Below are 22,978 nucleotides of genomic sequence, written 5' to 3'. Positions count from 1 at the left end.
CCCGAAACACTCTGTGCAAGCTTTCACATCTGCTTACATATTGCGGAACAGGCCCATGAAGGGCTGGCTCACCGCCAGCGTTTCAGGCCGGGTCTTCAGGCGCAGGACCCCGCGTCCATGCTCGTCGCGGGTGACGCCCGCCACCGCGCGCAGGTTCACGATGGTCGAGCGGTGCACCTGCTTGAAGTGGGTCGGATCGAGCACCTCGAGCAGGTCGCGGATTGGCTTCCTCAGGAGCGTCTCGCCCTCGCGCGTCATCACCACCGTGTATTTGCTGTCGGCCTGGAAGTAGCACACGTCGTCAACCAGGATCAGGCGCGTCTCCTGGCCGCGGCTGGCGGTCAGCCATACCAGCGGCGGCGCCTTCGGCGGCGGCGGGGACACTGCCTGCAGCTGCTGCAACAGGGCCTGCAGTTGCTGCAGTTGCCCGCCGTCCTGCCCGCCGCGCCGCAGGCGCGCCTGGACTCGCCCCACCGTGCCGGCCAGGCGCTCGCGCGCCACCGGCTTGAGCAGGTAGTCGATCGCGCCGCGCTCGAAGGCGTCGACCGCGTACTGGTCATAGGCGGTGACGAACACCACCTCGGTCCGGATGCCGGCGGCAAGCAGGTTGGAAGCCACTTCCATCCCGCTCAGCCCGGGCATGCGGATGTCCAGGAAGGCCACCTCCGGGCGGTGCTCGGCGATCGCGTCGAGGGCGCTGCCGCCGTCCTCGCAGCTGGCGACGATCTCGAGTTCCGGCCACACCTCGCCCAGCAGCTGGACCAGCGATTCGCGCAGCAGGGCTTCGTCTTCCGCCACGACGCACTTGATTCGGGACTCAAGCATGATGGACTCCCGTGTCGATGGTGTGGGGAACGGTGATGGTCGCCGCCACCCCGCTCGGGAAGTTGGCCACGATCGAGAAGCTTGCCGTACTGCCGTAGGCCAGGCGCAGGCGCTCGCGCACGTTGCGCAGGCCGACGCCGGTGCCACCGCCTTCGAGCGTGAAGCCGCGGCCGTCGTCGGCCACCGTCACCGCCACGCTGCCGTCGACCTGGCGCGCCAGGATCCAGACCGTGCCGCCGCCCGGCTTGGGCTCGAGGCCGTGCTTGATCGCGTTCTCGACCAGGGTCTGCAGCATCATGCTCGGGAACAGCACCGCGCGGAGCTGGTCCGGCACGTCGACCTGCAGCTGCAGGCGCGGCCCCATGCGGATCTTGAGGATGTCGAGGTAGGCGCGGGCGCGTTCCAGTTCCTCGCCGATGGTCGAGGGCGCGTCCTCGGTGCGCGGCAGCGAGTGGCGCAGGTACTGGATCAGGTTGCCCAGCATCTCGTCGGCGCGCGCCGGGTCGGTACGCGTCAGCACCTGGGCGCTGGCCAGGGTGTTGTACAGGAAGTGCGGCTCGACCTGGGCGTGCAGCAGGTTCAGCTTGGCCACCGTGAGCTCCTTCTCGGTGGCGGTCTGGGCGACCATCGCCTGTTCGCCGCGGCGGCGTTCGGCCACCCGGCGGGTAATCGCCCGCACGATGGCTTCGGCGTTTTCCAGGTTGGTGCCGTGGTCGACCAGGAAGGTGTCGGTCCAGGCCGGGTCTTCCGGTTCGCAGATCAGGGTGACGCTGCCGGCGGCGTCGCCGTTGGGAGTCACCGTGGCCAGGATCTGGTTGCGCCGCTCCCCGAAGGGAATGAAGGCCCAGCTGGCGGCGGGTGGCTGGCCGTCGTGCTGCATGGCATAGGGGTTGATGCGCTTGACCTTGGCGCGCACCTGCAGGCTGTCGCGCGCGCTCTCGACCAGGATCGCGCCCGGCAGCTCGCGGATCGCGGCGTCGATCAGGTCGAAGGCTTCGCCGGCTTCGAAGGGAATCTCGATCTGGCGCCGCTGGCGGTTGGACAGGGTGCCGCTATTCAGGCTGCCGGCAATCAGGCGCACCCGGCGCATGTGCGAAAACACGCCCGACAGCACCCACAGGCCCAGGAACAGGGCCAGCAGCGCGAAATAACCACCGACGTCACGCTCGACGATATCCCTGGTTCCCTCGGCAACGATGATGGCGAAGACCAGGTAGCAGCCGAGCCAGGCGGCCAGCAGCCGTGCAATGTGAAAAGTGCTAGAGATCATGATGTTCTTTCAGTAGTCAGGGCAGCGCCAGATTAGTCCTGGTCTGTATTGCCGGGTGACATTATGCGACGGAGCCGGGATAGTGGCGACGAAACCGGCCCTGGCAAGCACAAATCATCCGTTGCACATAGCCATCATCGGGGCCGGCTTTGCTCGCCCTTGCCAGGCTAGGCAGCTACAATGCTGCGCTAATTCAACATTACGAGGCGTTTCCAGCATGGCACTCAAGCACTCCCTCCTCGCGGCCGCGGTCTTCGCCGCCAGCGCCTCGGCCCAGGCCCAGGTCGGCGCGGCCCTTACCGCCGACCTCGGCACCACCGGCGCCGGCGTTCACCTGGTGGTCCCGATGGAGAGCACCCTGAACGGCCGCTTCGGCGCCAACTACCTCAAGCACGACTTCGACAAGCGCTCGGGCCTGGTCGATTACAAGCTCGACGGCAAGCTGGCGACCTTCGACGTGCTGTTCGACTGGTACGTCATCCCGCACAGCAGCTTCCGCCTGACCGGCGGCATCCTGTACAACGGCACCCGCTTCAAGGCCCTGGGCACCCCGAGCGCCAGCGGCAGCTTCACCTTCAACGGCAATACCTATTCGACGGGCGACCTGGGCGCCCTGAAAGGCGAAGTCAATTTCCGCCGCGCCGCGCCCTACATCGGCATCGGCTGGGGCAACGCGCTTACCCCGAACAAGCGCTGGAACTTCCATGCCGACCTTGGCGTCTTCCACCAGGGCAAGGCACGCGTCAACCTGATCGCCTATGGCTGCACGGGCTCGCAGACCTTCTGCAAGCAGCTCGCCAGCGACGTCAACGTCGAAGAACTGCGCCTGCAGGAACAGGTTTCGGACTACAAGATCTATCCGGTGCTGCGCGGCGGCGTCTCGTACAGCTTCTGATTGCACGCCGCATCTGCACTTTCGGCGCGGACTGGCGTATGATGGGGATTCTTAACAAGGAGCCAATCATGCCACCGCGCCCTGTTCTGCGCGCGCTTCCCGCCGCGCTTGCGATTGCCTGTGTGTTGCTGACCGGCTGCAAGGACCAGCGCGAGCCGGTCAAGCCGATCGTCGACCTGTCGGCCATCGTCGTCACCGCCTGAAGCGGCATCCCCTTCGCTTGCCGGCCCCGGCAAGTTAAACTACGGCCTGTACATTTACTCGTCGTTAGGTTTCCATGCCCTTTGCTTCGCTTGGACTGATCGATCCGATCGTCCAGACCCTCGCTTCGCTCGACTACACCACGCCGACCGCCGTCCAGCAGCAGGCGATTCCCGCCGTCCTGTCCGGCAAGGACGTCATGGCCGCGGCCCAGACCGGCACCGGCAAGACCGCCGGTTTCGCCCTGCCCATCCTGCAGCGCCTGTTCAAGCGCGACAAGCCGGTCGGCAGCAATGCCGTGCGCGCCCTGGTCCTGGTTCCGACACGCGAGCTGGCCGAACAGGTGCACGAGAGCTTCCGCAGCTACGGCGCCGGGCTGAACCTGCGCACCATGGTGGCCTACGGCGGGGTCAGCATCAATCCGCAGATGATGAACCTGCGCAAAGGGGTCGACGTGCTGGTGGCCACTCCTGGCCGCCTGCTCGACCTGCACCGCCAGAACGCGGTGAAATTCAACGAAGTCATCACCCTGGTGCTGGACGAGGCCGACCGCATGCTGGATCTGGGCTTCTCGAAGGAACTCGACCAGGTGTTCGCGGCCCTGCCGAAAAAGCGCCAGACCCTGCTGTTCTCGGCCACCTTCTCCGACCAGATCCGCGCCATGGCCAACCGCCTGCTGCGCGAACCGGTGCGCATCGAGGCGACGCCGCGCAATACCACGGCGGCAAGGATCACCCAGTGGCTGGTGCCGGTCGACAAGAAGCGCAAGCCGGAACTGTTCCTGCACCTGCTCAAGAAGCACGGCTGGACCCAGGTGCTGGCTTTCGCCCGGACCCGCAAGGGGGTGGACGAGCTGGTCGGCCTGCTCGACGCCAAGCGCATCCCGGCCGACGCGATCCACGGCGACAAGCCGCAACCGGCGCGCCTGCGCGCGCTGGAGCGCTTCAAGGTGGGCGAGGTGAAGGTGCTGGTGGCGACCGACGTCGCGGCGCGCGGCCTGGACATCGACGACCTGCCGGTGGTGGTCAACATCGACCTGCCGATCGTGGCCGAGGATTACGTGCACCGCACCGGGCGCACCGGGCGCGCCGGCGCCTCGGGCGAGGCGGTGTCGCTGGTGGCGGCCGACGAGGTCGAATTCCTGGCCGCGATCGAGGCCTTGACGCGCCAGGTGATCCGGCGCGAGGAGGAAAGCGGTTTTGAACCGGAGCACCGCGTGCCCGAGACCGTCGCGGGCGGGCAGATCGTCAAGAAGCCGAAGAAGCCCAAGAAGCCGAAGGGGGAGGCGAAGGTGGTGCAGGAGGATGTGCGCTTCAGGCGGTGAAATAGTCTTTCGCAGGGTGGGCGGCTTGTCATCTGCGCTACTCGCCCGGATGACCCGACGCGGTCAAGGATTGCCGGAACTACCACGACCGATCTTCTTCCAACTATCACCGCGTGGGCAGGAAACCTGCCCACCCTACAACACCAGCCGCATCTCGCGCATGCCTTCCAGGCCGGTGGACTTCACCGTAAAGCCCATGCGCTTGGCCAGCCCGGTAATGCGCGAATTCTGCGGCAGCGCCTCGCCCACGATCTCGCGCGTGCCGCGACTACGGCAGTAGTCGATCAGCTTTTGCATCATGATTTTTCCGAGCCCCATGCCCTTCAGGTCCGAGCGCACGGTCACGGCGAATTCCGCCGCGATGTTGTCGGGATCGGCCACCACCCGGCCCACCGCCAGCGTTTCGGCCGCTCCTTGCGCATTGGGGCGTGTGGCGATGAAGGCCATCTCGCGGTCGTAGTCGATCTGGGTGAAGCGCGCCAGCTGCGAGGGCTGCAGCTCGCGCACGCGCACGAACATCCGGTAGCGCACGTCGTCGGGCGTGAGCGCGTCGAAGAAGTCCAGGTGGGCGGGACCGTCCTCGGGGCGGATCGGCCGCAGCAGCAGGGGCGCGCCCTGCCAATCGATGGTTTCTTCCAGTTCGCGCGGATAGGGGCGGATCGCCAGCCGGTCGAGGGTGCTGCCCGAGCGGTCGGCCAGCGCCAGGCGCATGCGCGCGTCGAGCACCACGGCGCCGCGGCTGTCGGCCAGCAGCGGGTTCAGGTCCAGTTCCACGATCTCGGGAATGTCCGAGACCATGCGCGAGACCTGCACCAGGGTGGCCAGCACGGCGTCCATGTTGACCGCCGGCCGGTTGCGGTAGCCGGCCAGCAGCCTGGCCACGCGGGTGCGGTCGACCAGGTCGCGCGCCAGCACCAGGTTCAGGGGCGGCAGGCCGACCGAATGGTCGTCGGTCACTTCCACCGTCACCCCGCCCTGCCCGAACACGATCACCGGCCCGAACACGGCGTCGAGCGCGGCGCCGACGATCAGCTCGTGCGCGTTGCTGCGCCTGACCATGGCCTGCACCGAGTAGCCCTCGAACCGCGCCTGCGGGAACAGTTCCGTGAGGCGGCGGCGCATGCGCGTGGCCGCCGCCCGCACGCCCTCGTCGCCGTCGAGGTCCAGGCTGACGCCGCCGAAGTCCGATTTGTGCATCACGTCCGGCGTCAGGATCTTGACCGCCACCGGATAGCCGATCCGCTGCGCCGCGCTCACCGCCTCGTCCACGGTGGCGGCCTGGCGCGTCTCGACCACCGCCATGCCGTAGGTGCGCAGGATGGCCTTGGTCTCGGGATCGGACAGCAGGTAGCGCCCGCCGGCGACGGCCTCGCGCACCAGCGCGCGCGCGGCGGCGCGGTCGGGCGCCGCCGCGCCCGCCATCGAGGGAGGCACTTCCATCAGGAGGTTCTGGTTGCGCCGGTAGTGCACCAGCTGCAGGAAGCCGGCCACCGCGTCTTCCGGCGTGCGGTAGGCCGGCAGGCGCGCGCCTGATGCGATGGCGCGCGCCTCGGATACCGCGCTGCCGCCCAGCCAGCACGAGAGCAGGGTCTTGGACGCCGTGCGCACCAGCGGCGCGATGGCGTTCGCCACGTCGCGGCTCGCCACCGTCGCGGTGGGCGACTGGATCAGCAGCAGCGCGTCGACCTGCGGGTCGGCCAGCAGGATCTCGAGGGTTTCGCGGTACAGCTCGGGCGCCGCCCCGCCCTGCAGGTTGACCACGTTGCCGCGCCGCCAGCCCGGCGCCAGCAGCGCCTCCAGCCGTGCCTGCGCTTCGCTCGAGAACTGCGCCTCGACCCCGCCGCCGTAGGCCAGCGCGTCGCGCGCCAGCACGCCCGGGCCGGCGCCGTTGCTGACGATGGCGAGGCGCTCGCCGTGCAGCGGGCGCGCATAGGCCAGGGTCTCGGCGGCCGAGAACAGCTGGTCGGTGGTGTACACGCGCAGCATGCCGGCGCGCCGGATCGCGGCGTCGAACACGTCGTCGCGGGTCGCCAGGGCGCCGCTTTCGCTGGCGGCGGCGGGCATGGGATCGTCCTCGCGCCCGGCCTTGAGCACCAGCACCGGCTTGCTGCGCGCCGCCGCGCGCGCGGCCGACATGAACTTGCGCGCATAGCGCAGGTCCTGCAGGTAGAGCAAAATGGCGCTGGTAGCGCCGTCGCTGGCGAGGTAATCGAGCACGTCGCCGAGGTCGACGTCGGCCGCGTCGCCCAGCGCGATGAAGTGGGAAAAGCCGATGCCGCGCGTGCGCGCCCAGTCCAGCACCCCAACCATCAAGGCGCCCGACTGCGACACGAAGGCGATGCGCCCGGGCAGCGCGCCGCTGGTGGCGACGCTGGCGTTCAGGCCCAGGCCCGGGATCAGGAGGCCGGCGCTGTTCGGCCCGAGCAGCCGCAGCAGGTAGGGATGGGCGGCGTCGAGCATGGACTGGCGCAGGCCGCGCCGCGCCGAGCTGGTCCCGCTGCTCAGGATCACCGCCGCGCGGGTGCCGCGCTCGCCCAGTTGGCGCACGATTCCCGGAATGCCCGCGGGCGGCGTGCAGATCACGGCCAGCGCCGGCGCCGCGGGCAGTTCGGCCACGCTGGCGTAGCAGCGCCGCCCGGCCAGCTCGCCGTACTTGGGGTTGACCGGCCACACCTCGCCCTTGAAGCCGCCGGCCAGCAGGTTGTGCAGCAGCGTCGCGCCCAGGCTGCCCGGCCGCTCGGAAGCGCCGACCAGCGCCACCGACTTCGGTGCGAACAGGTGCTCGAGGTTGCGAACGCTCATGCGGATGCCCTTTCCTGGGAAGACAGGAGCGCCCTCGCCCCGTGCGCAAAGCATAGCGCCAGCGCGCGACGGGGCGCGCACGGCCTGCCGGACAGGCCTAGGGACGCAGGACGCCGCGCCGCTCGCGGCGCGTGGCCGGCAGCGCGCACAGGGCCGGCGACTGGCGCCGCAAGGCTCCCATGATGCCGTCGGCCATGATGCGCGCGTGGGTGGCCAGCAGGGGGGCGTCGATACCGGATTCGAGCACATGGGCGCGGAAGGCGCGCGCCTCGTCCAGTTCGCGCACCGCGATGCTGGCCAGGATCGCGGGCGAAGCCGGCGGCGCCACCGCGAAGAAACGCAGGCGGAACTGGCGGTCGAGCAGGATGCTGCCGGCCAGGAAACGGTCGAGGCCGACGTCGAACAGGACGTGGACGATCACCTCGGCGGCGCGGCCGGCGATGTCTTCCTGGTTTTTCCTGCGGCGGGGGCCGAACAGGCGGAACAGCATCTGCATGGCACCCTCCAAGTCAACAATGTCGGCATACTAGCAGTGTGTTTCATGATGAGCAATATACAGACGGGGCGCCGTTGCGCGCTTGCAGCACTACCGCTTCGCCAGTAGATCGATCAGCTGCTGCGGCGCCACCGGCTTGGTCAGGTGCTCGTCGAAGCCCGCCGCCAGCGAGGCCGCGCGGTCCTCCTGCCGTCCGCGTCCTGTCACCGCCACCAGGAAGGGGCGCGGCACCCGGCGCGACAGGATCGCCGCCACCTCCAGCCCGTCCACCTCGGGCATGCCCTGGTCCAGCACCGCGATGTCGGCCGGGCGCTCGTTGAACAGGCGCAGGGCCGCGGCGCCGTCGTGCGCCACGTCCACCGTCGCGCCTTCCGAACGCAGCAGCCAGGCCAGCGATTCGGCGGCGTCGACGTTGTCGTCGGCCACCAGCACGTGCTTGCGCAGGCGCGGCCCGCCGGCGCCCTGCTGCTCGGCCACCTCGAGCGTGGCGGGCGGCCGGATCGCCGGCAGCGCCACCGTGAAGGCCGAGCCCTGTCCCGGTCCGCCGCTGGCGGCCGCGAGCCGGCCGCCGTGCAGTTCCACCAGGCCCTTGGCGAGCGACAGGCCGATCCCCAGGCCGCCCTGGGCCAGGTGGCTGGCGCTCGAGACCTGCACGAACGGGTCGAACACGCGCGCCAGCATGTCCGGCGCGATGCCGATGCCGTTGTCGCTCACCTCCACCCTGGCTTCGCCGCCGGCTTCCTTGAGCAGGATCGCGATGCGCCCGCCGGGCGGCGTGTACTTGGCCGCATTGTTGATCAGGTTGGCCAGCACCTGGGTCAGGCGCAGCGCGTCGGCATCGACCCAGACCGGCTCCTCGCACAGGTCGAGCGCCACCGCATGGCGCCCGGACTCGATCAGCGGCATGCTGGTCTGCAGGGTGTCGCGCAGCAGGCGGCCCAGCTCCACCGGCGCGCGGTGCAGTTCGATCTTGCCGCGGCTGATGCGGGTGACGTCGAGCAAGTCGTCGAGCAGGCGCGCCATCTGGGCGGTCTGGCGTCCGACCATGGCGGCGATCCATTCGATGCGCTCCTGGGGCAGTGCCTTGCCGCGCAGGAGCGAGGCGGCGTTGGCGATCGGCGCCAGCGGGTTGCGCAGCTCGTGCGCCAGGGTGGCGATGTAGACGTCCTTGCGGCGGTCGGCCTCCTTCAAGCCCTCCATCGCTTCTTCGCGCTCGCTCACGTCCAGCACCAGGGAGAACACCCGGTCGATCCGCCCTTCCTCGTCGTGCAGCACGGAGTTGTACCACTCGCAGCAGAGGGTGCGGCCGTCGCAGGTGCGGTTGCGGTTGCTCGACTTGACGTAGCGCGTGGCCGAATCGAGCAGGCTCCCGATCGCGGCGGCCACCTGGGCGGCGTCCTCTTCATGGATCACCGGCAGCGCGTCGATGCGCCGTCCCACCGCCTCGGCGGCGCTCCAGCCGAACAATTCCTCGGCGCGCCGGTTCCACAGGCGGATCACGAAATCGCGGTCCCATTCGATCACCGCCAGCGGGGTGTTTTCGATGAGGTAGCGCGTCTGGTCGAGCGCGCGCGCCAGCGCGGCGTTCGCTTCGGTCCGTTCGGTGATGTCGTCCAGCACGATCACCGCCGCCGCCAGCTCGGCCGCCCCGTCGCGCAGGGGCGCGCCGCTGACCGAGTACACGCGCCGGCCGTCGCGCGTCAGGCTCTCGAGCACGGCATCGCGGAAGGCTTCGCCGCGGATCGCGCGCCGCACCGGCTCGCCGATCAAGGAAAGCATCGCCGCAGGGCCGGCCATGCCGCCCTTGCCGACGTGCTCGAAGCGCGCCGCCATCTGCTCGGCCAGGTCGTTGGCCATCACGCAGCGGCCCTCGCGGTCGACGATCAGGACGCCGTCGGGCAACTGGCGCAGCACCGAACCGAGCAGGCTTTGCCACTGCGCCCGCGAACGGGTCTCGATCATCTCTTCGAAGGTGTCGCGCAGGCGTCCGTGCAGCGCGATGTTGTCGATCGCGACCGCGCCCAGCACCAGCAGCGAGGCCGCCAGGCCGTACAGGCGGCCGGCATAGAAACCGAGGTCGAAGCGCCCGCCGTTGAGCAGGCAGGACAGCAGGACCTCGAAGGCCCAGGCCGACATGGCGACCGTCAGCCAGACGTCGAGCACGGCGCGCGGGCGCTTGTGCGCGGCCTTCCACAAGGCCAGCAAGGCCAGCGTCAGCACCGCGCCGCCGATGACACGGTAGGCGGGACGAAAGCTGTGCCCGTCCATCAGTTCCGGCAGGTAAGGCGCGCCGCTGGTGCAGATCAGTACCAGCACGCAGACGAACAAGGCGGTCAGCAAGGCGCCGACGCGCATGAAATGGCCCGGCAGCGGACGCCGGTAACTGCGCGCATAGCCGATCACGAACAGCGGGAACAGCGCATGCCAGATCATGAACAGCCAGGGCGTGGTCTGGTCGTTGCCGCCCAACACGCCATGCGCCGAGAACAGGCCGGGAAAGGTCAGCATGTGGGCCAGCGCGATCAGCGCCGTGAACAGGTAGCCCAGGGTGAGGATGCCGAGCGACCAGGAGCGGCTGGTATGCACGTGGCCCAGCAGGAGGATGCCGGTAAGCAGGTTGCTGCCGATCAGCACCGACTGCACCATCGGGATGAACTCGGGCGCCTCCGGCAGCGGCGTGCGCGCGAATGGCGCCAGCAGCGAGAACGAGACAGCCAGCACGGCCAGCACCACGAGGACGTTGCGCACCTGCGCACCGGATGGAGGGTGTTTCGCCAGATCTGCCGGTTCTGCTAAAACACCATTGCGCATGGGTCATCCCAGTGGAATGCTGAGCAAAATTTCTGTTGCGTCCGTGCTTGCTGCCCTTATTCAACTTACATAAAAATATAGCGCATTTTGCCGAATCTGAGCACTTGTTTAGCTGAAATATCAGCCGCGTGCGCTCACCGGGTAGCCGACGGCGTCGATCGCCGCGACGATCCGCTCCAGGTCGGCGTCGCTGTCGATGCGCACGCGCTTGGTCGGCAGGTCGATCGTGACTGTCGCCGTCTCGTCGATGCCCTGCACGGCCTTGGTGACGCGGCCGACGCAGTGGCCGCAGCTCATGTCTTCAACGGTCAATTGGTACATTTCTCGTGCTCCTTGTTGAATGGAGGCGTCGTGGCCCCCGTGAATGAAATCTTGGGTGTCCGGCTGCCGCGGGGCCGCCTCGGCGGGGCGCCAGCCGCGCAGCAGCAGCGCGTTGCTCACCACGCTGACCGAGCTGAGCGCCATCGCGGCGCCGGCCAGCACCGGACTGAGCAGGCCGAAGGCCGCCAGCGGGATGCCGACCACGTTGTAGACGAAGGCCCAGCCGAGGTTCTGGCGGATCTTGGCATAGGTGCGCTGCGAGATCGCCACCGCGTCGGCCACCAGGCCCGGATCGCCGCGCATCAGCGTGATGCCGGCGGCCTGCATGGCGACGTCCGTGCCGCTGGCCATCGCGATGCCGACGTCGGCCGCCGCCAGCGCCGGCGCGTCGTTGATGCCGTCGCCGACCATCGCCACCTTGCGGCCGGCCGCTCGCAGCTGCGCCACCAGGGCGGCCTTGTCGCCGGGCAGTACCCCGGCATGGAAGCGCGCGATGCCGGCCTGCCCTGCGACCGCGCGCGCCGCCCCTTCGCTGTCGCCGGTGAGCAGCACCGATTCGATGCCCTTGGCCTTCAAGCGCGCCACCGCCGCGGCCGCGCCGGGCTTGATGCTGTCGCCGAAGGCCAGCACACCGAGCACCTCGATGCCCCGCGGCCGCGCCAGCGCCAGCCAGGACACGGTGCGTCCCTGCGCCTCATGGCGGGCGGCCTGGTCCTGCAGGGCGGCGCTGTCCGCGCCCTGCTCGCGCATCAGGCGCGCATTGCCGAGCAATACCGTGGCGCCATCAAGCTGCGCCTGCACCCCGCGTCCCGGCAGTGCGCGCGCCTCGCTGACTGGCGGCGGCGCGATGCCGCGCGCCCGCGCCGCTTCCAGCACCGCGTGCGCCAGCGGGTGGCTGCTGGCCTGCTGCACGGCGGCGGCCAGCAGCAGGACCCGGTCCGGATCCTCTCCTTCCAGCGCCACCAGATGCGGCCGGCCTTCGGTCAGGGTGCCGGTCTTGTCGAACACCACCACGTCGAGCGCATGCGCGGTTTCCAGCGCCTCGGCGTCCTTGATCAGGATGCCGTGGCGGGCGCTGACGCCGGTGCCCACCATGATCGAGCTCGGCGTGGCCAGGCCCAGCGCGCACGGACAGGCGATCACCTGCACCGCCACCGCGTTGAGCAGCGCCGCCTGCCAGTCGCCCGTGGCCAGGCCCCAGCCGAGCAGCGTGGCCAGCGAGACCAGCAGCACGGCCGGCACGAACACCGCGCTGACCCGGTCCACCAGGCGCTGGATCGGCGCCTTGACCGCTTGCGCATCCTCGACCATGCGGATGATCTGTGACAGCATGGTCGCGCTTCCCACCGCGGTGGCGCGCACCAGCAGCAGGCCGTCGGCATTGACGGCGCCGCCCGCCACCTGGTCGCCCGGCTCCTTCGCCACCGGGAGCGACTCGCCCGTGAGCAGGGATTCGTCGAGGTGGCTGCGCCCTTCTTCCACGCTGCCGTCGGCGGGCACCCGCTCGCCCGGCCGCACCACCATCAGATCGCCCACGCGCAGTTCGGCCAGTGGAATGCGCAGCTCGCGGCCGTCGCGCCGCACCAGGGCTTCGCTGCTCTGCAGGGCCTCCAGTGCGCCGATGGCCGCCACCGCCTGGCGCTTGGCACGGGCCTCCAGCCACTTGCCGAGCAGGACCAGGGTGATCACCACCGCCGAGGTTTCGAAGTACAGGTGCGGCGCGCCATGGCCGCTGTCGGCCAGCATCAGGTAGAGCGACAGGCCGTAGGCGGCGCTGGTGCCGATCGCGACCAGCAGGTCCATGTTGCCGCTGCCGGCGCGCAGGGCCTTCCAGCCGGCCTTGTAGAAGCGGGCGCCGAGCCAGAACTGGACCGGGGTCGCCAGGACGAGCTGCAGCCAGCCGGGCAGCATCCAGTCCAGGCCGAAAGGCTGGACCAGCATCGGCGCCACCAGCGGCAAGCTCAGCAGCGCACTGAGCGCCACCGGCCACCAGGCCGGCAGCCCGCCTGCGTGCGCGCCCTCGGGCTTGCCGACGGCGCCGGGCGCCGCCTCGGCGGCTTGGTAGCCGGCGTCGCGCACCGCCGCCAGCAGCGCATCGATTGGCGCCGCGCCATGCACGCTGGCCTTCTCGGTGGCCAGGTTGACCGCCACCTGGCGCACCCCGTCCACCCTGCGCAAGGCCTTTTCGACCCGCGCCACGCAGGACGCGCAGGTCATGCCCTCGATGTTCAGGAGGGTCGCGCCCTCGGAATCCGTCCTTGTGTCCATGCTGCCCCCTTCTTTCTGCGATACCATGCCCGAAGGATAATCCTTCCCATGATGGGAAGGTCAAGCAGCTTTTTCAAGGACGCCGCCTGCTAGGCCGGACGCTGGGCCGAGCACACCCGCCCGCGCCCGGACTTCTTGGCCTGGTACATGAAATGGTCGGCTTCCTTCAGCAGCTCTTCCGGCGAGCGCGCGGCCGTGCCGGTGTCGAGCGCGATGCCGATGCTGGCGCGCACGCGCATCGCCCGCCCCGGCAGCATGACCGGCTCGGAAATGCTCGAGATCAGCTTTTCGGCCACGGTGTGGGCATCCATGACGGTGTCGGCCATGTCCTCGAGCAGCACGGTGAACTCGTCGCCGGCCAGGCGGTAGACGCTATCGGTCTTGCGCACTCCGGCGCGCAGGCGCGCGGCGATCTCGCGCAGCAAGGCGTCGCCCGCTTCGTGGCCGAGCGAATCGTTGACCGCCTTGAAGCCATCCAGGTCGATGAACAGCATGCCGACCGCCCTGCCGCTGCGGCTGGCTCTGGCCTGGGCCACGGGAATCGCCTCGAGCAGCGCGCGCCGGTTGAACAGGCCCGTGAGCAGGTCGTGCCGGTTCTCGTATTCGCGCTGGGCCTGCTCCTGCTTGCGCGCGGTGATGTCGTGCAGGAAGGCGCTGAACATCGTGCGCCCGTTCGATTCGAGCGCGCGGATGCGCACCTCGACGGTCAGCGCGCTGCCGTCGCGCCGCAGCGCGGGCAGCTCGAGGCGCTGGTCGACGGCGCTGGCGAGCCGGGTCGACAGGAAACGCCGCATGCCCTGGCGATGGCGCTCGCGCTGTTCTTCCGGGATGATCAGCTGGTCCAGGCTGCGGCCCAGGACTTCCTCGCGCGGCCAGCCGAAGGTGTCCTCGGCCTGGCGGTTCCAGGCCGTGACCAGCCCCTCCTCGTCCAGGCTGATATAGGCGTCGTAGGCGTTTTCCACCACGCTGCGGATTTCCGCCTCGCGCGCGCGCAGTTCGGCGGTGCGTTCCTCGACCCGGCGCTCGAGCTCGAGGTTCATGGCCGTGAGCGCCGCCTGCGCGCTCTTTTGCCCATCGATGTCCTCGATCACCGCCACCGTGTATTCGAGCTGCCCGGCCGCGTTGCGCTTGGGCGCGACGTTCAGGTTGATCCAGACCGGCCTGCCATCCTTGCGGATGTAGCGCTTCTCGAGCTGGAACGCGTCGAGCTCGCCGCACCCGATGGCGCGCATCTCCGCCATGCCGAGCTCGACGTCGTCCGGGTGCGTGATCTGCCGGAAAGTGCGGCTCCAGAGTTCTTCCTCGCTGTAGCCGACGATGTCGCACAGGGCCTTGTTGACGCTGATCCAGCCGCCGTCCGGCGCCACCAGCGCGATGCCCACGCCGGCGATGTCGAACACGCTGCGAAAGCGCGCCTCGCTCGCGCCCAGCACCTCGTTCGAGCGTGCCAGATGCTCGCGCGCGACCGCCATGCGCTCGCGGTACTGCACTTCCTTGGTCAGGATCGCGGCCAGGTCGTTCAGCACGCCGGCCTCGTCCTCGCTGAGCGTGCGCGGCCGGGTGTCGAGCGCGCACAGCGTGCCGATCGCCAACCCGGCGGTGGTGCGGATCGGCACCCCGGCATAGAAGCGGATCCCGGGCGGGCCATTGACCAGCGGGTTGTCGTGGAAGCGCCCGTCCTCCAGCGCATCGTTCACCACCAGCGGCGTGCTCATGCCGATCGCATGGGCGCAGAAGGCATGTTCGCGCGGCGTTTCCGCTGCATCGAAGCCGACCCGCGACTTGAACCACTGGCGGTCGGCGTCGACCAGCGAGAACATCGCCATCGGCACGTCCAGCACGCGGCTGGCCAGGCGGGTAACGCGGTCGAACACGGATTCGGGCGGAGTATCGAGCAGGTGCAGGGCGTCGAGCATCGACAGGCGGTCAAGTTCGTCGGGTGGCAGTGGAGCGGCAGGCATAAGGTCGAGTAGTCAAGTGACGGCGGGGCTGCCGTCCAGGACCGAACTGTAACAGAAACTGCATTTCCGACACAAAATTAACATGTCACAAGTACCAACAATGTGTCTCATTCTTGTGAAAGTGTGACATTATTCTAAGAAAATCCCGTCCACCACCGTAGCAGCGTGTTTCGAAACCCTTATGCACCTTCTTTCCGCCCTCATGCTCTGCCTCGCCAGCCTGTTGCTGCCCCTTGCCGCCAGCGCGTCCGACGCTGCCGGGCGCAATCCCACCCTTGGCGTGCGCGAAGCCGAGCGCCAGCGCGCACTGGCCCTGAACGAACGCGACATCGAACTACTGCGCCGCCTGATCGGCGGCAATTATCGCCACGTCGAGTCCAACGGCAGGCTGCGCACCAAGACCGAATTCCTGCAGGCGCTGGCGCGCGACGAGTACCGCATCCGCAACTATGCGCTGGAGGACATGGAGGTCGAGGTGGTGGCCGGCGACGTCGCCATCGTCACCGGCACCTACCGCGCCGCGCGCATTGATCTGGGCGCCGGCCAGCCGCTGCGCGGCCGCTACGTGCGGGTCTGGACCCGCCAGCCGGAAGGCTGGCGCATGTCGCTGCACCAGGGCACCGAGATCAAGACCGCCAGCGCCCAGCCCGCCAACCACGACGCGCGCGCGCTGCAGTAAGGGGCGCCGCGCGCCTCAGTCGGCGGCCCGCATGGCTTCGCCGATCGCATAGAACTGGCCGCCGGCGACGTGGTGGATGCTGCGCCAGCTTGGCTCGGCCGTCTCGAAATGCCAGTGGCCGTCGCGGAACACGCGCGCATCGGCCCAGGCCGCCGTGACCTCGCCGATGAACAGGTCATAGGCCTGCTGGTTGTGCGGTTCCGGCAGCAGCCGGCAGGCCAGCCAGGCCGAGCAACCTTGCACCAGCGGCGCCGCCACGCCTTGCATGCGCATCAGCTGCACGCCGGCCTGCGCCAGCTTGTCCGGTTCGGCGTCCAGCGACCGGTTCCCCACCGCGTGGGTCAGGCGCAACTGGGCCACCGTCGGCAGCTGGATCACGAAGCCGCCGCTGCCCTCGACCAGGGCGCGGGTCCGGGTCGACTTGTCGAGCACCACGGTGAGCCGGGGCGGGGCGAAATCGAGGGCGCAGGCCCAGGCCGCGGCCATCACGTTGTCCACGCCGTCGTGGCTGCTCGACACCAGGACGGTCGGGCCATGGGTGAGCAGCCGGTAGGCCTTCTCGAGGGGGACGGGCAGGATGTGTTCGTTCATGCGGTGGTCACGTCTTGAGGGTGGCGCTGTCGATCACGAAGCGGTACTTGACCTGGCCCGCCAGCATGCGCTCGTAGGCGGCGTTGATCTCGTCGGCCCGGATCATCTCGATGTCGGCGACGATGCCGTGCTCGGCGCAGAAGTCCAGCATCTCCTGGGTTTCCGGGATCCCGCCGATCATCGAGCCGGCCAGCGCGCGCCGCTTCATGATCAGGTTGAAGACCTGGGGCGAGGGATGCGGCGAGGACGGCGCACCGACCAGCACCATGGTGCCGTCGCGCTTGAGCAGGTTCAGGTAGGCGTCGAGGTCGTGCGGGGCCGCCACCGTGTTCACGATCAGGTCCAGGCTTTTCGTCTGCGCGGCCATGGCCGCCGGGTCGCGCGAGACCACCACTTCATGCGCGCCCAGCGCCTCGGCGTCGCCGCGCTTCGATTCGGAAGTGGTGAAGGCCACCACGTGCGCGCCCAGCGCGCGCGCCAGCTTGATGCCCATGTGGCCCAGGCCACCGATGCCGACGATGCCGACCCGCTTGCCGGGCCCGGCCTGCCAATGGCGCAGCGGCGACCAGGTGGTGATGCCGGCGCACAGCAGCGGCGCGACCGCCGCCAGCTGGGCCTCGTCGTGGCGCACCCGCAGCACGTAGCGCTCGTTCACCACGATGCGCTCGGAATAGCCGCCCAGCGTGTGGCCGGGCGCATCCGGCGTGGGCGAGTTGTAGGTGCCGACCATGGCGTCGCAGTAGTTTTCCAGGCCGGCCTCGCAGTCCGGGCAAGCGCGGCAGCTGTCGACCATGCAGCCGACGCCGACCAGGTCGCCGACCGCGAAGCCCTGGACGTGGGCGCCGACCGCCGACACCCGTCCGACGATCTCGTGCCCCGGCACGCAGGGGTAGACCGTGCCGGCCCATTCGCCGCGCACCTGGTGCAGGTCCGAGTGGCACACGCCGCAGAAGGCGATGTCGATCTGGACATCGTGGGCGCCGGGTGCGCGGCGGGAAATGGCGAGCGGGCCGAGGGGCTGGTCGTCCGCATGGGCGCCGTATGCGTTGACAGTCATGCTGAATCCTTCCATTGCTTGCAAAGCAAGCATGATACGGGCTGGCGCGGGCAGAAAACTTGTCGAAAATTGCAAGGGCTTATGAATGCACGTCATGAATAAGTGCCATAATTCGTGCAAGAATTTGCATAATCGCCCAAGAAAAAACATGGCCCGCGACAACATCAACGACATCCTCGTGTTCCTCGCCGTCGCGCGCGAACGCAGCTTCACCCGTGCCGCGGCCAAGCTGGGCATGACTCAGTCGGCGCTCAGCCACATCATCCGCTCGCTCGAACAGCGCCTGGGCGTGCGCCTGCTCCAGCGCACCACGCGCAGCGTCTCGCCCACCGAGGCCGGCGAGCGCCTGATCCAGAACGTCGCCCCCAAGCTGGAAGAGATCGAGGCCGAGATCGCGGACATCAGCGACCTCGGCGACAAGCCGGTGGGCACGGTGCGCATCACCGCCATCGACCACGTCGTCGAACAAGTCCTGTGGCCGCGCATCGCCCCGCTGCTGCCGCAATACCCCGACCTGCACGTCGAGTTCAGCGCCGACTACCGCATCGTCGACATCGCCGCCGAACGCTTCGACATCGGCGTGCGTCACGGCGACCAGGTCGACAAGGACATGATCGCGGTGCGCCTGACGGCCGACGTCCCGATGCGCATCGTCGGCGCGCCCGCCTACTTCGCGCGGCGCCCGAAGCCGGTCTCGGTTGCCGACCTCATGAAACACAACTGCATCACCCTGCGCCTGTCCAGCAGCGGCGGCATCTATGCCTGGGAACTGCGCCGCGACGGCGAGGAGATCGATGCGCGGGTGCGCGGCCAGGCCGTCTTCAACGACGTCGGCCACCACCTCGGGGCAGCGCTGAGCGGCAACGGCCTGGCCTTCCTGCCCGACGACCTGGTCGCCGACCACCTGAAGGCCGGGCGATTGCTGAGCGTGATGGAAGACTGGTGCCCGAGCTTTCCCGGCCTGCACGCCTTCTATCCCAGCCGGCGCCATTCCTCGCGCGCGCTGGCCCTGGTGATCGACGCGATCCGCTACCGCGGCGCCTGAGAAGGCCAGGCCGCGCCTGCGCGCGGGTGCCGGCACGCATGACCACGGTCACATGCCAAGCATGCGTGCCTGAAAAGGGAAAGCCATTACTATTCGCCCTCGGGCAGGCACAGCGCCGCGCGCGTCCTTCCACTATCCGAATCCATTATCCGAATCGAACGAGGTCCCCGATGTTCAATCCCAGCGATCATCCTCACCGCCGCTACAACCCGCTCATGGGCGACTGGGTGCTGGTCTCGCCGCACCGCGCCAAGCGTCCGTGGCAGGGCCAGCAGGAAGCGGTCGACCGCGAGCCCAAGCCCGCGCACGATCCCAGCTGCTACCTGTGCGCCGGCAATACCCGCGTCAACGGCGAGAAGAATCCCGACTATACGGGCACCTATGTGTTCACCAACGACTTCGCCGCCCTGATGGCCGATACCCCCGAGGCCGCGCCCGGCGACGACCCGCTGTTCCAGACCATGAGCGCGCGCGGCACCAGCCGCGTCATCTGCTTTTCCCCGGACCACAGCAAGTCGCTGCCGCTGCTCGACCTGGCCGCGATCGAAGGCGTGGTCGACACCTGGTGCGCGCAGAGCGCGGAACTGGGCGCGCAGCACCGCTGGGTGCAGGTCTTCGAGAACAAGGGCGCGGTGATGGGCTGCTCCAACCCGCACCCGCACGGCCAGATTTGGGCCACCAGCTTCCTGCCCGACCTGCCGGCCACCGAAGACGTCCAGCAGCGCGCCTATTTCGCGAAGCAGGGCAAGCCGCTCCTGCTCGACTACGTCGAGCGCGAGGCGGCCGACGGCGAACGGGTGGTCGTCGCGACCGACCACTGGCTGGCCGTGGTCCCCTACTGGGCCAGCTGGCCGTTCGAGACCCTGCTGCTGCCGCGCTTCCCGGTCAAGCGCCTGGAAGACCTGAACCGGGAGCAGCGCGCCGACCTGGCGCTGGCCCTGAAGCGCCTGACGACCCGTTACGACAACCTGTTCCAGACCTCCTTTCCGTACTCGATGGGCTGGCACGGCGCGCCCTATTCGAGCGAGGACGCCACCGCTTGGCAGCTGCACGCGCACTTCTACCCTCCCCTGCTGCGCTCGGCCTCGGTGCGCAAGTTCATGGTCGGTTTCGAGATGCTGGCCGAGACCCAGCGCGACCTGACGCCGGAACAGGCCGCCGCCCAGCTGCGCGCGCAGTCCGAGGTCCATTACCTCGACAAACAGGGCGCTTGAGCGCGAAGGACGCTGCCGCGCCGGTCCGCGCGGCCAGCGAAGACGCGCCGGCCGGATGATGGGGATCGACCGGCCATCCGTGCGCACCGTCCCCTGGCGGGGCATCGTGCTACCATCGTCCGTAAAGACAAGCACTTCGGTCCTTCATCATGCCACCCAGCACCGCCGCGAACATCCAACGCCGGCTCGACGACTTGCTCGATCACCTGCCGGCGGGCGTCGTCGTGCACGACGTCGACGGCCGCATCCTGCACGCCAACCGTCTCGCCTGCGAACTGATCGGACGCAGCCTCGCGCAGTTGCGCGGCAGCCTGGTCGATGGCAAGTCCTGGCAATTGCTCTGCGCCGAAGGCAAGCCTCTTCCCGTAGAACAATTCCCGGTCAATATGGTGCGGCGCAGCGGCCACCAGTTGTCGCAGCAGGTCCTCGGCATCCGGGACGGCGCGGCCGACCCGGTGCGCTGGCTGATCTGCAACGCCTACCCCGAATTCGACGACAAGGGCCGCCTGTGCCGGGTGGTCGTGTGCTTCACCGACTGCACTGCCTTGAAACAGGCGGAACAAGACCTGCATAAATCGGAGGAGCGCTTGCGCCTGGTCCTGCAGGGCTCGACGGACGCGTCCTGGGATTACGATCTGGAGAAGGACGAGATCTATTATTCCGAGCGCTGGTGGACCATGCTGGGCTACCAGCCGGGCGAGATGGTCTGCGATACCGGCCTCTGGCTGCGCCTGATGCACCCCGACGACAAGGCGCGCATTTCCGCCTACTGGATCGACCTGCTCAAAGGCGACCGCGACACCTACAGCGTCGAGTGGCGCCTGCGCCATCGCGACGGGCATTACGTGCCCGTGCTGTCGCGCGGCTTCGTCACCCGCGACGACCGCGGCCGGGCGTTGCGCGTTTCCGGCACCAATACCGACCTCACCGAGCGCAAGCAGGCCGAGCAGCGCATCTACGAGCTGGCCAATTTCGACCATCTCACCGGCCTGCCGAACCGCCGCCTGCTGGTCGAGGAGCTGGACAAGGCGCTGGCGCGCAGCCAGCGCTCGGGCTGCTTCGGGGCCGTGATCTTCCTCGACCTGGACAACTTCAAGCTGCTCAACGACACCATGGGCCACGACTTCGGCGACATGCTGCTGCGCCAGGTGGCCGAGCGCCTGCGCCACACGGTGCGCCACTGCGACCAGCTGGCGCGCCTGGGCGGGGACGAATTCGTGCTGGTGCTGGAGGACCTCGCCGGGCAGTCCCGCGCGGCGGTCTCGGAGGCCCAGCACGTCATCGAAAAACTGCAGGGCGCGCTGGCCCAGCCCTATTACCTGGAGGGCAGGCTGTTCCTGAGCACGCCCAGCATGGGTGTCGCGCTGTTCGATGGCGCCACGACCGACATCGACACCATCCTCAAGCAGGCCGACCTGGCCATGTACCGCGCCAAGTCCGAGGGCCGCAATACGGCACGCTTCTTCGACCCCGGCATGCAGTCCTCGGCCGAGCACCAGGCCGCGCTCGAGCGCGCCCTGCGCGAAGGCTTGTCGGCGCAGCAGTTCGTGCTCTACTGCCAGCCGCAGTTCTCCAGCCGCGGCCGCCTGGTCGGGGCCGAAGTGCTGGTGCGCTGGCGCCGCTCCGACGGCGCGCTGCTGGCGCCGGACGACTTCATCGGATTGGCGGAATCGTCGGGCCTGATCCTGCCGCTGGGCCAGTATGTGCTCGACAAAAGCTGCCGCGCCCTGGCACGCTGGCGCAGCGACCGCACGCTCGGCAAGCTCGAACTCGCGGTCAACATCAGCGCGCACCAGTTGCACAGCGCCGATTTCACCGGGCGCGTGGCCGCCACCCTGCAAGAGAGCGGCGCACCGCCCGACAAGCTGTGCCTGGAACTGACCGAAACCGTCCTGGCACGCAATGTTGCCGAGGTCATCGAACGGATGCGCACCCTGTGCAACCAGGGCGTGCACTTTTCGCTGGACGATTTCGGCACCGGCTACTCCTCGCTGGCCTACCTGAAGCGCTTCCCGCTCTCCGCCCTGAAGATCGACCGCTCCTTCGTGCACGACGTGCATCTCGATCCGGATGCGGCGCCGATCGTCGAGGCCATCATCGCGCTGGCGCGCAAGCTCAAGCTCGACATCGTCGCCGAAGGGGTGGAGCATGAGGCGCAGCGCAGCTTCCTGGTGGAAGGAGGGTGCGGGACGCTGCAGGGCTATTTGCTGGGGCGGCCGGTGCCGATGTGGGAGTTCGAGCGGATTTATAGTGGGGAGGGGGTTGGGCATGCGTGAGGCTGCGTGTCGTGGGCGCGGCCGAAGTAGTTAAACCCTGAAATGGTGGAAGGGCGCGAGCTGCGCTCGCGGGGTGCGCGCTGGGCGGGCGCAAAGCGCGATTCGCCTGCGTCTCGCAGGCCGCCGCGTCGCCTGCAGGCGGACGCGCTTCGAATCCTACGCGGAGAGCGCGCGTTGCAGGGCGCCCCACGCCCTGCAACCCCTCCTCGCCTCCGCCGACGTTACAAATAAAAAAGCCACCTTGCGGTGGCTTCGATGCTTGTACCTCAGTGCAGGCAGGGATTCGCCCACGTTCCGCGGGCCGCGCTTGCGCAAGTATGCGCAAGCCTTCGAATCTACCGCCTTGGCGACACACGTGGAGCGCGCAGGCGCTCCACTCGCCTCCGCCGACGTTACAAATAAGAAAGCCACCTTGCGGTGGCTTTCTTATTTGTAACTTGGCGGAGGCGGTGTCCGTAAAACTTAGAGCGAAAGTTCTTAACTCATCCGTTTCTATCCACCTTCCTATCTACCTTGCCGACTATATGGTCGGCACCCTTACATCGCTCTACCGGTGAAGTTTCACTCAGCCACATACCGGAAAGGCTAAAAGGACAAAGTGCCCAACCGATCCGCTGATCGGCGCCATAATGCAAAGTTGCATGGTATCAGCGTTCTACGAATCTAATGCCCCCCGCTGCAACATATATTTACACTAGCTGAACGAGACCTCGTCAGCCTGTTTTGCATGCAAATTCTTTTGACGCAGAGCTACTACTTGAATAACAACTCGAATTGTTACGCGATACGCTGCACTTGCAATGTCCATGAGATAGCCCCTGTGATCGGCTCTGAAAAAATGTAGCCAGTAACAACGTTAGTTTTCGGCGAAACTATCCTTGGAAAGGGGTTTTGCATGAAAAGAAAACGGTTCGCGGTCGAGCAAATCGTCGCGGTGTTGAA

16 protein-coding genes are annotated in these 22,978 nt (G+C 68.3%); 7 read left to right on the top strand and 9 right to left on the bottom strand.

Annotated features, from left to right (window positions below; all coding sequences use genetic code 11):
- Window positions 1-33: 33 nt before the first annotated feature.
- Window positions 34-825 carry a LytR/AlgR family response regulator transcription factor gene (locus ACK4S9_RS20355; protein WP_409729309.1) on the bottom strand — a complete coding sequence of 264 codons (792 nt, stop codon included), beginning with the start codon at window positions 823-825 and terminating at the stop codon, window positions 34-36.
- Window positions 818-2,095 (bottom strand): sensor histidine kinase, encoded by a 1,278-nt coding sequence (locus ACK4S9_RS20350; protein WP_409729307.1) that lies wholly within the window; start codon window positions 2,093-2,095, stop codon window positions 818-820. Before ACK4S9_RS20350 ends, ACK4S9_RS20355 begins: the two co-directional genes overlap by 8 nt.
- A 217-nt stretch (window positions 2,096-2,312) precedes the next feature.
- Between ACK4S9_RS20350 and ACK4S9_RS20345 the strand changes: the two genes are divergently transcribed.
- The 3 genes from ACK4S9_RS20345 (at window position 2,313) to ACK4S9_RS20335 (ending at window position 4,515) form a co-directional block, all read left to right on the top strand.
- A complete protein-coding gene (locus tag ACK4S9_RS20345) occupies window positions 2,313-2,990 on the top strand; it encodes a hypothetical protein (RefSeq protein WP_409729305.1) in 678 nt (225 codons plus the stop codon).
- Window positions 2,991-3,058: 68 nt separating this feature from the next.
- Window positions 3,059-3,193: a hypothetical protein gene (locus ACK4S9_RS20340; RefSeq protein WP_409729303.1), complete on the top strand. Its 135-nt coding sequence runs from the start codon at window positions 3,059-3,061 to the stop codon at window positions 3,191-3,193.
- A 74-nt stretch (window positions 3,194-3,267) separates the two neighbouring features.
- Window positions 3,268-4,515 carry a DEAD/DEAH box helicase gene (locus tag ACK4S9_RS20335; protein WP_409729301.1) on the top strand — a complete coding sequence of 416 codons (1,248 nt, stop codon included), beginning with the start codon at window positions 3,268-3,270 and terminating at the stop codon, window positions 4,513-4,515.
- Between the two features lie 135 nt (window positions 4,516-4,650).
- Here ACK4S9_RS20335 and ACK4S9_RS20330 read toward each other — a convergent pair whose 3' ends face one another.
- From ACK4S9_RS20330 to ACK4S9_RS20310, 5 genes are all read right to left on the bottom strand, one after another.
- Window positions 4,651-7,317: a bifunctional acetate--CoA ligase family protein/GNAT family N-acetyltransferase gene (locus ACK4S9_RS20330; protein ID WP_409729299.1), complete on the bottom strand. Its 2,667-nt coding sequence runs from the start codon at window positions 7,315-7,317 to the stop codon at window positions 4,651-4,653.
- Window positions 7,318-7,414: 97 nt separating this feature from the next.
- Window positions 7,415-7,813, bottom strand: coding sequence for a hypothetical protein (locus ACK4S9_RS20325; RefSeq protein ID WP_409729297.1), 399 nt, complete (start codon window positions 7,811-7,813; stop codon window positions 7,415-7,417).
- A 90-nt stretch (window positions 7,814-7,903) separates the two neighbouring features.
- Window positions 7,904-10,561: an ATP-binding protein gene (locus tag ACK4S9_RS20320; protein WP_409729295.1), complete on the bottom strand. Its 2,658-nt coding sequence runs from the start codon at window positions 10,559-10,561 to the stop codon at window positions 7,904-7,906.
- 183 nt (window positions 10,562-10,744) lie between these two features.
- Complete coding sequence (locus ACK4S9_RS20315; RefSeq protein WP_409729293.1) at window positions 10,745-13,213, bottom strand: heavy metal translocating P-type ATPase; 2,469 nt, start codon at window positions 13,211-13,213, stop codon at window positions 10,745-10,747.
- A gap of 89 nt (window positions 13,214-13,302) precedes the next feature.
- Entirely contained in the window at window positions 13,303-15,174 is a 1,872-nt protein-coding gene (locus ACK4S9_RS20310) for a PAS domain S-box protein (protein ID WP_409729291.1), read from the bottom strand.
- A gap of 181 nt (window positions 15,175-15,355) precedes the next feature.
- Between ACK4S9_RS20310 and ACK4S9_RS20305 the strand changes: the two genes are divergently transcribed.
- Window positions 15,356-15,853: a nuclear transport factor 2 family protein gene (locus tag ACK4S9_RS20305; protein ID WP_409729289.1), complete on the top strand. Its 498-nt coding sequence runs from the start codon at window positions 15,356-15,358 to the stop codon at window positions 15,851-15,853.
- A 15-nt stretch (window positions 15,854-15,868) separates the two neighbouring features.
- Here the strand turns inward: ACK4S9_RS20305 and ACK4S9_RS20300 are convergent, their stop codons facing one another.
- On the bottom strand, window positions 15,869-16,444 hold the full coding sequence (locus tag ACK4S9_RS20300; protein WP_409729288.1) for a flavin reductase family protein: 576 nt from the start codon (window positions 16,442-16,444) through the stop codon (window positions 15,869-15,871).
- Window positions 16,445-16,451: 7 nt separating this feature from the next.
- Entirely contained in the window at window positions 16,452-17,501 is a 1,050-nt protein-coding gene (locus ACK4S9_RS20295; protein WP_409729286.1) for an NAD(P)-dependent alcohol dehydrogenase, read from the bottom strand.
- 148 nt (window positions 17,502-17,649) lie between these two features.
- On the opposite strand from ACK4S9_RS20295, the gene ACK4S9_RS20290 reads away from it, so the two are divergent.
- From ACK4S9_RS20290 to ACK4S9_RS20280, 3 genes are all read left to right on the top strand, one after another.
- Entirely contained in the window at window positions 17,650-18,546 is an 897-nt protein-coding gene (locus ACK4S9_RS20290) for a LysR family transcriptional regulator (protein WP_409729284.1), read from the top strand.
- Between the two features lie 170 nt (window positions 18,547-18,716).
- Window positions 18,717-19,760 (top strand): UDP-glucose--hexose-1-phosphate uridylyltransferase, encoded by a 1,044-nt coding sequence (locus tag ACK4S9_RS20285; protein WP_409729282.1) that lies wholly within the window; start codon window positions 18,717-18,719, stop codon window positions 19,758-19,760.
- A gap of 149 nt (window positions 19,761-19,909) precedes the next feature.
- The gene (locus ACK4S9_RS20280; protein WP_409729280.1) at window positions 19,910-22,036 is read left to right on the top strand and encodes an EAL domain-containing protein; all 2,127 of its coding nucleotides are present in this window, start codon (window positions 19,910-19,912) and stop codon (window positions 22,034-22,036) included.
- Window positions 22,037-22,978: the final 942 nt, after the last annotated feature.

It is taken from the genome of Massilia sp. (assembly GCF_046293535.1).
In the GTDB taxonomy this organism is placed as follows: domain Bacteria; phylum Pseudomonadota; class Gammaproteobacteria; order Burkholderiales; family Burkholderiaceae_D; genus Telluria.
The sequence above is the reverse complement of the archived record's forward strand: the minus strand, read 5'-3'. Positions and strand labels throughout refer to the sequence as shown.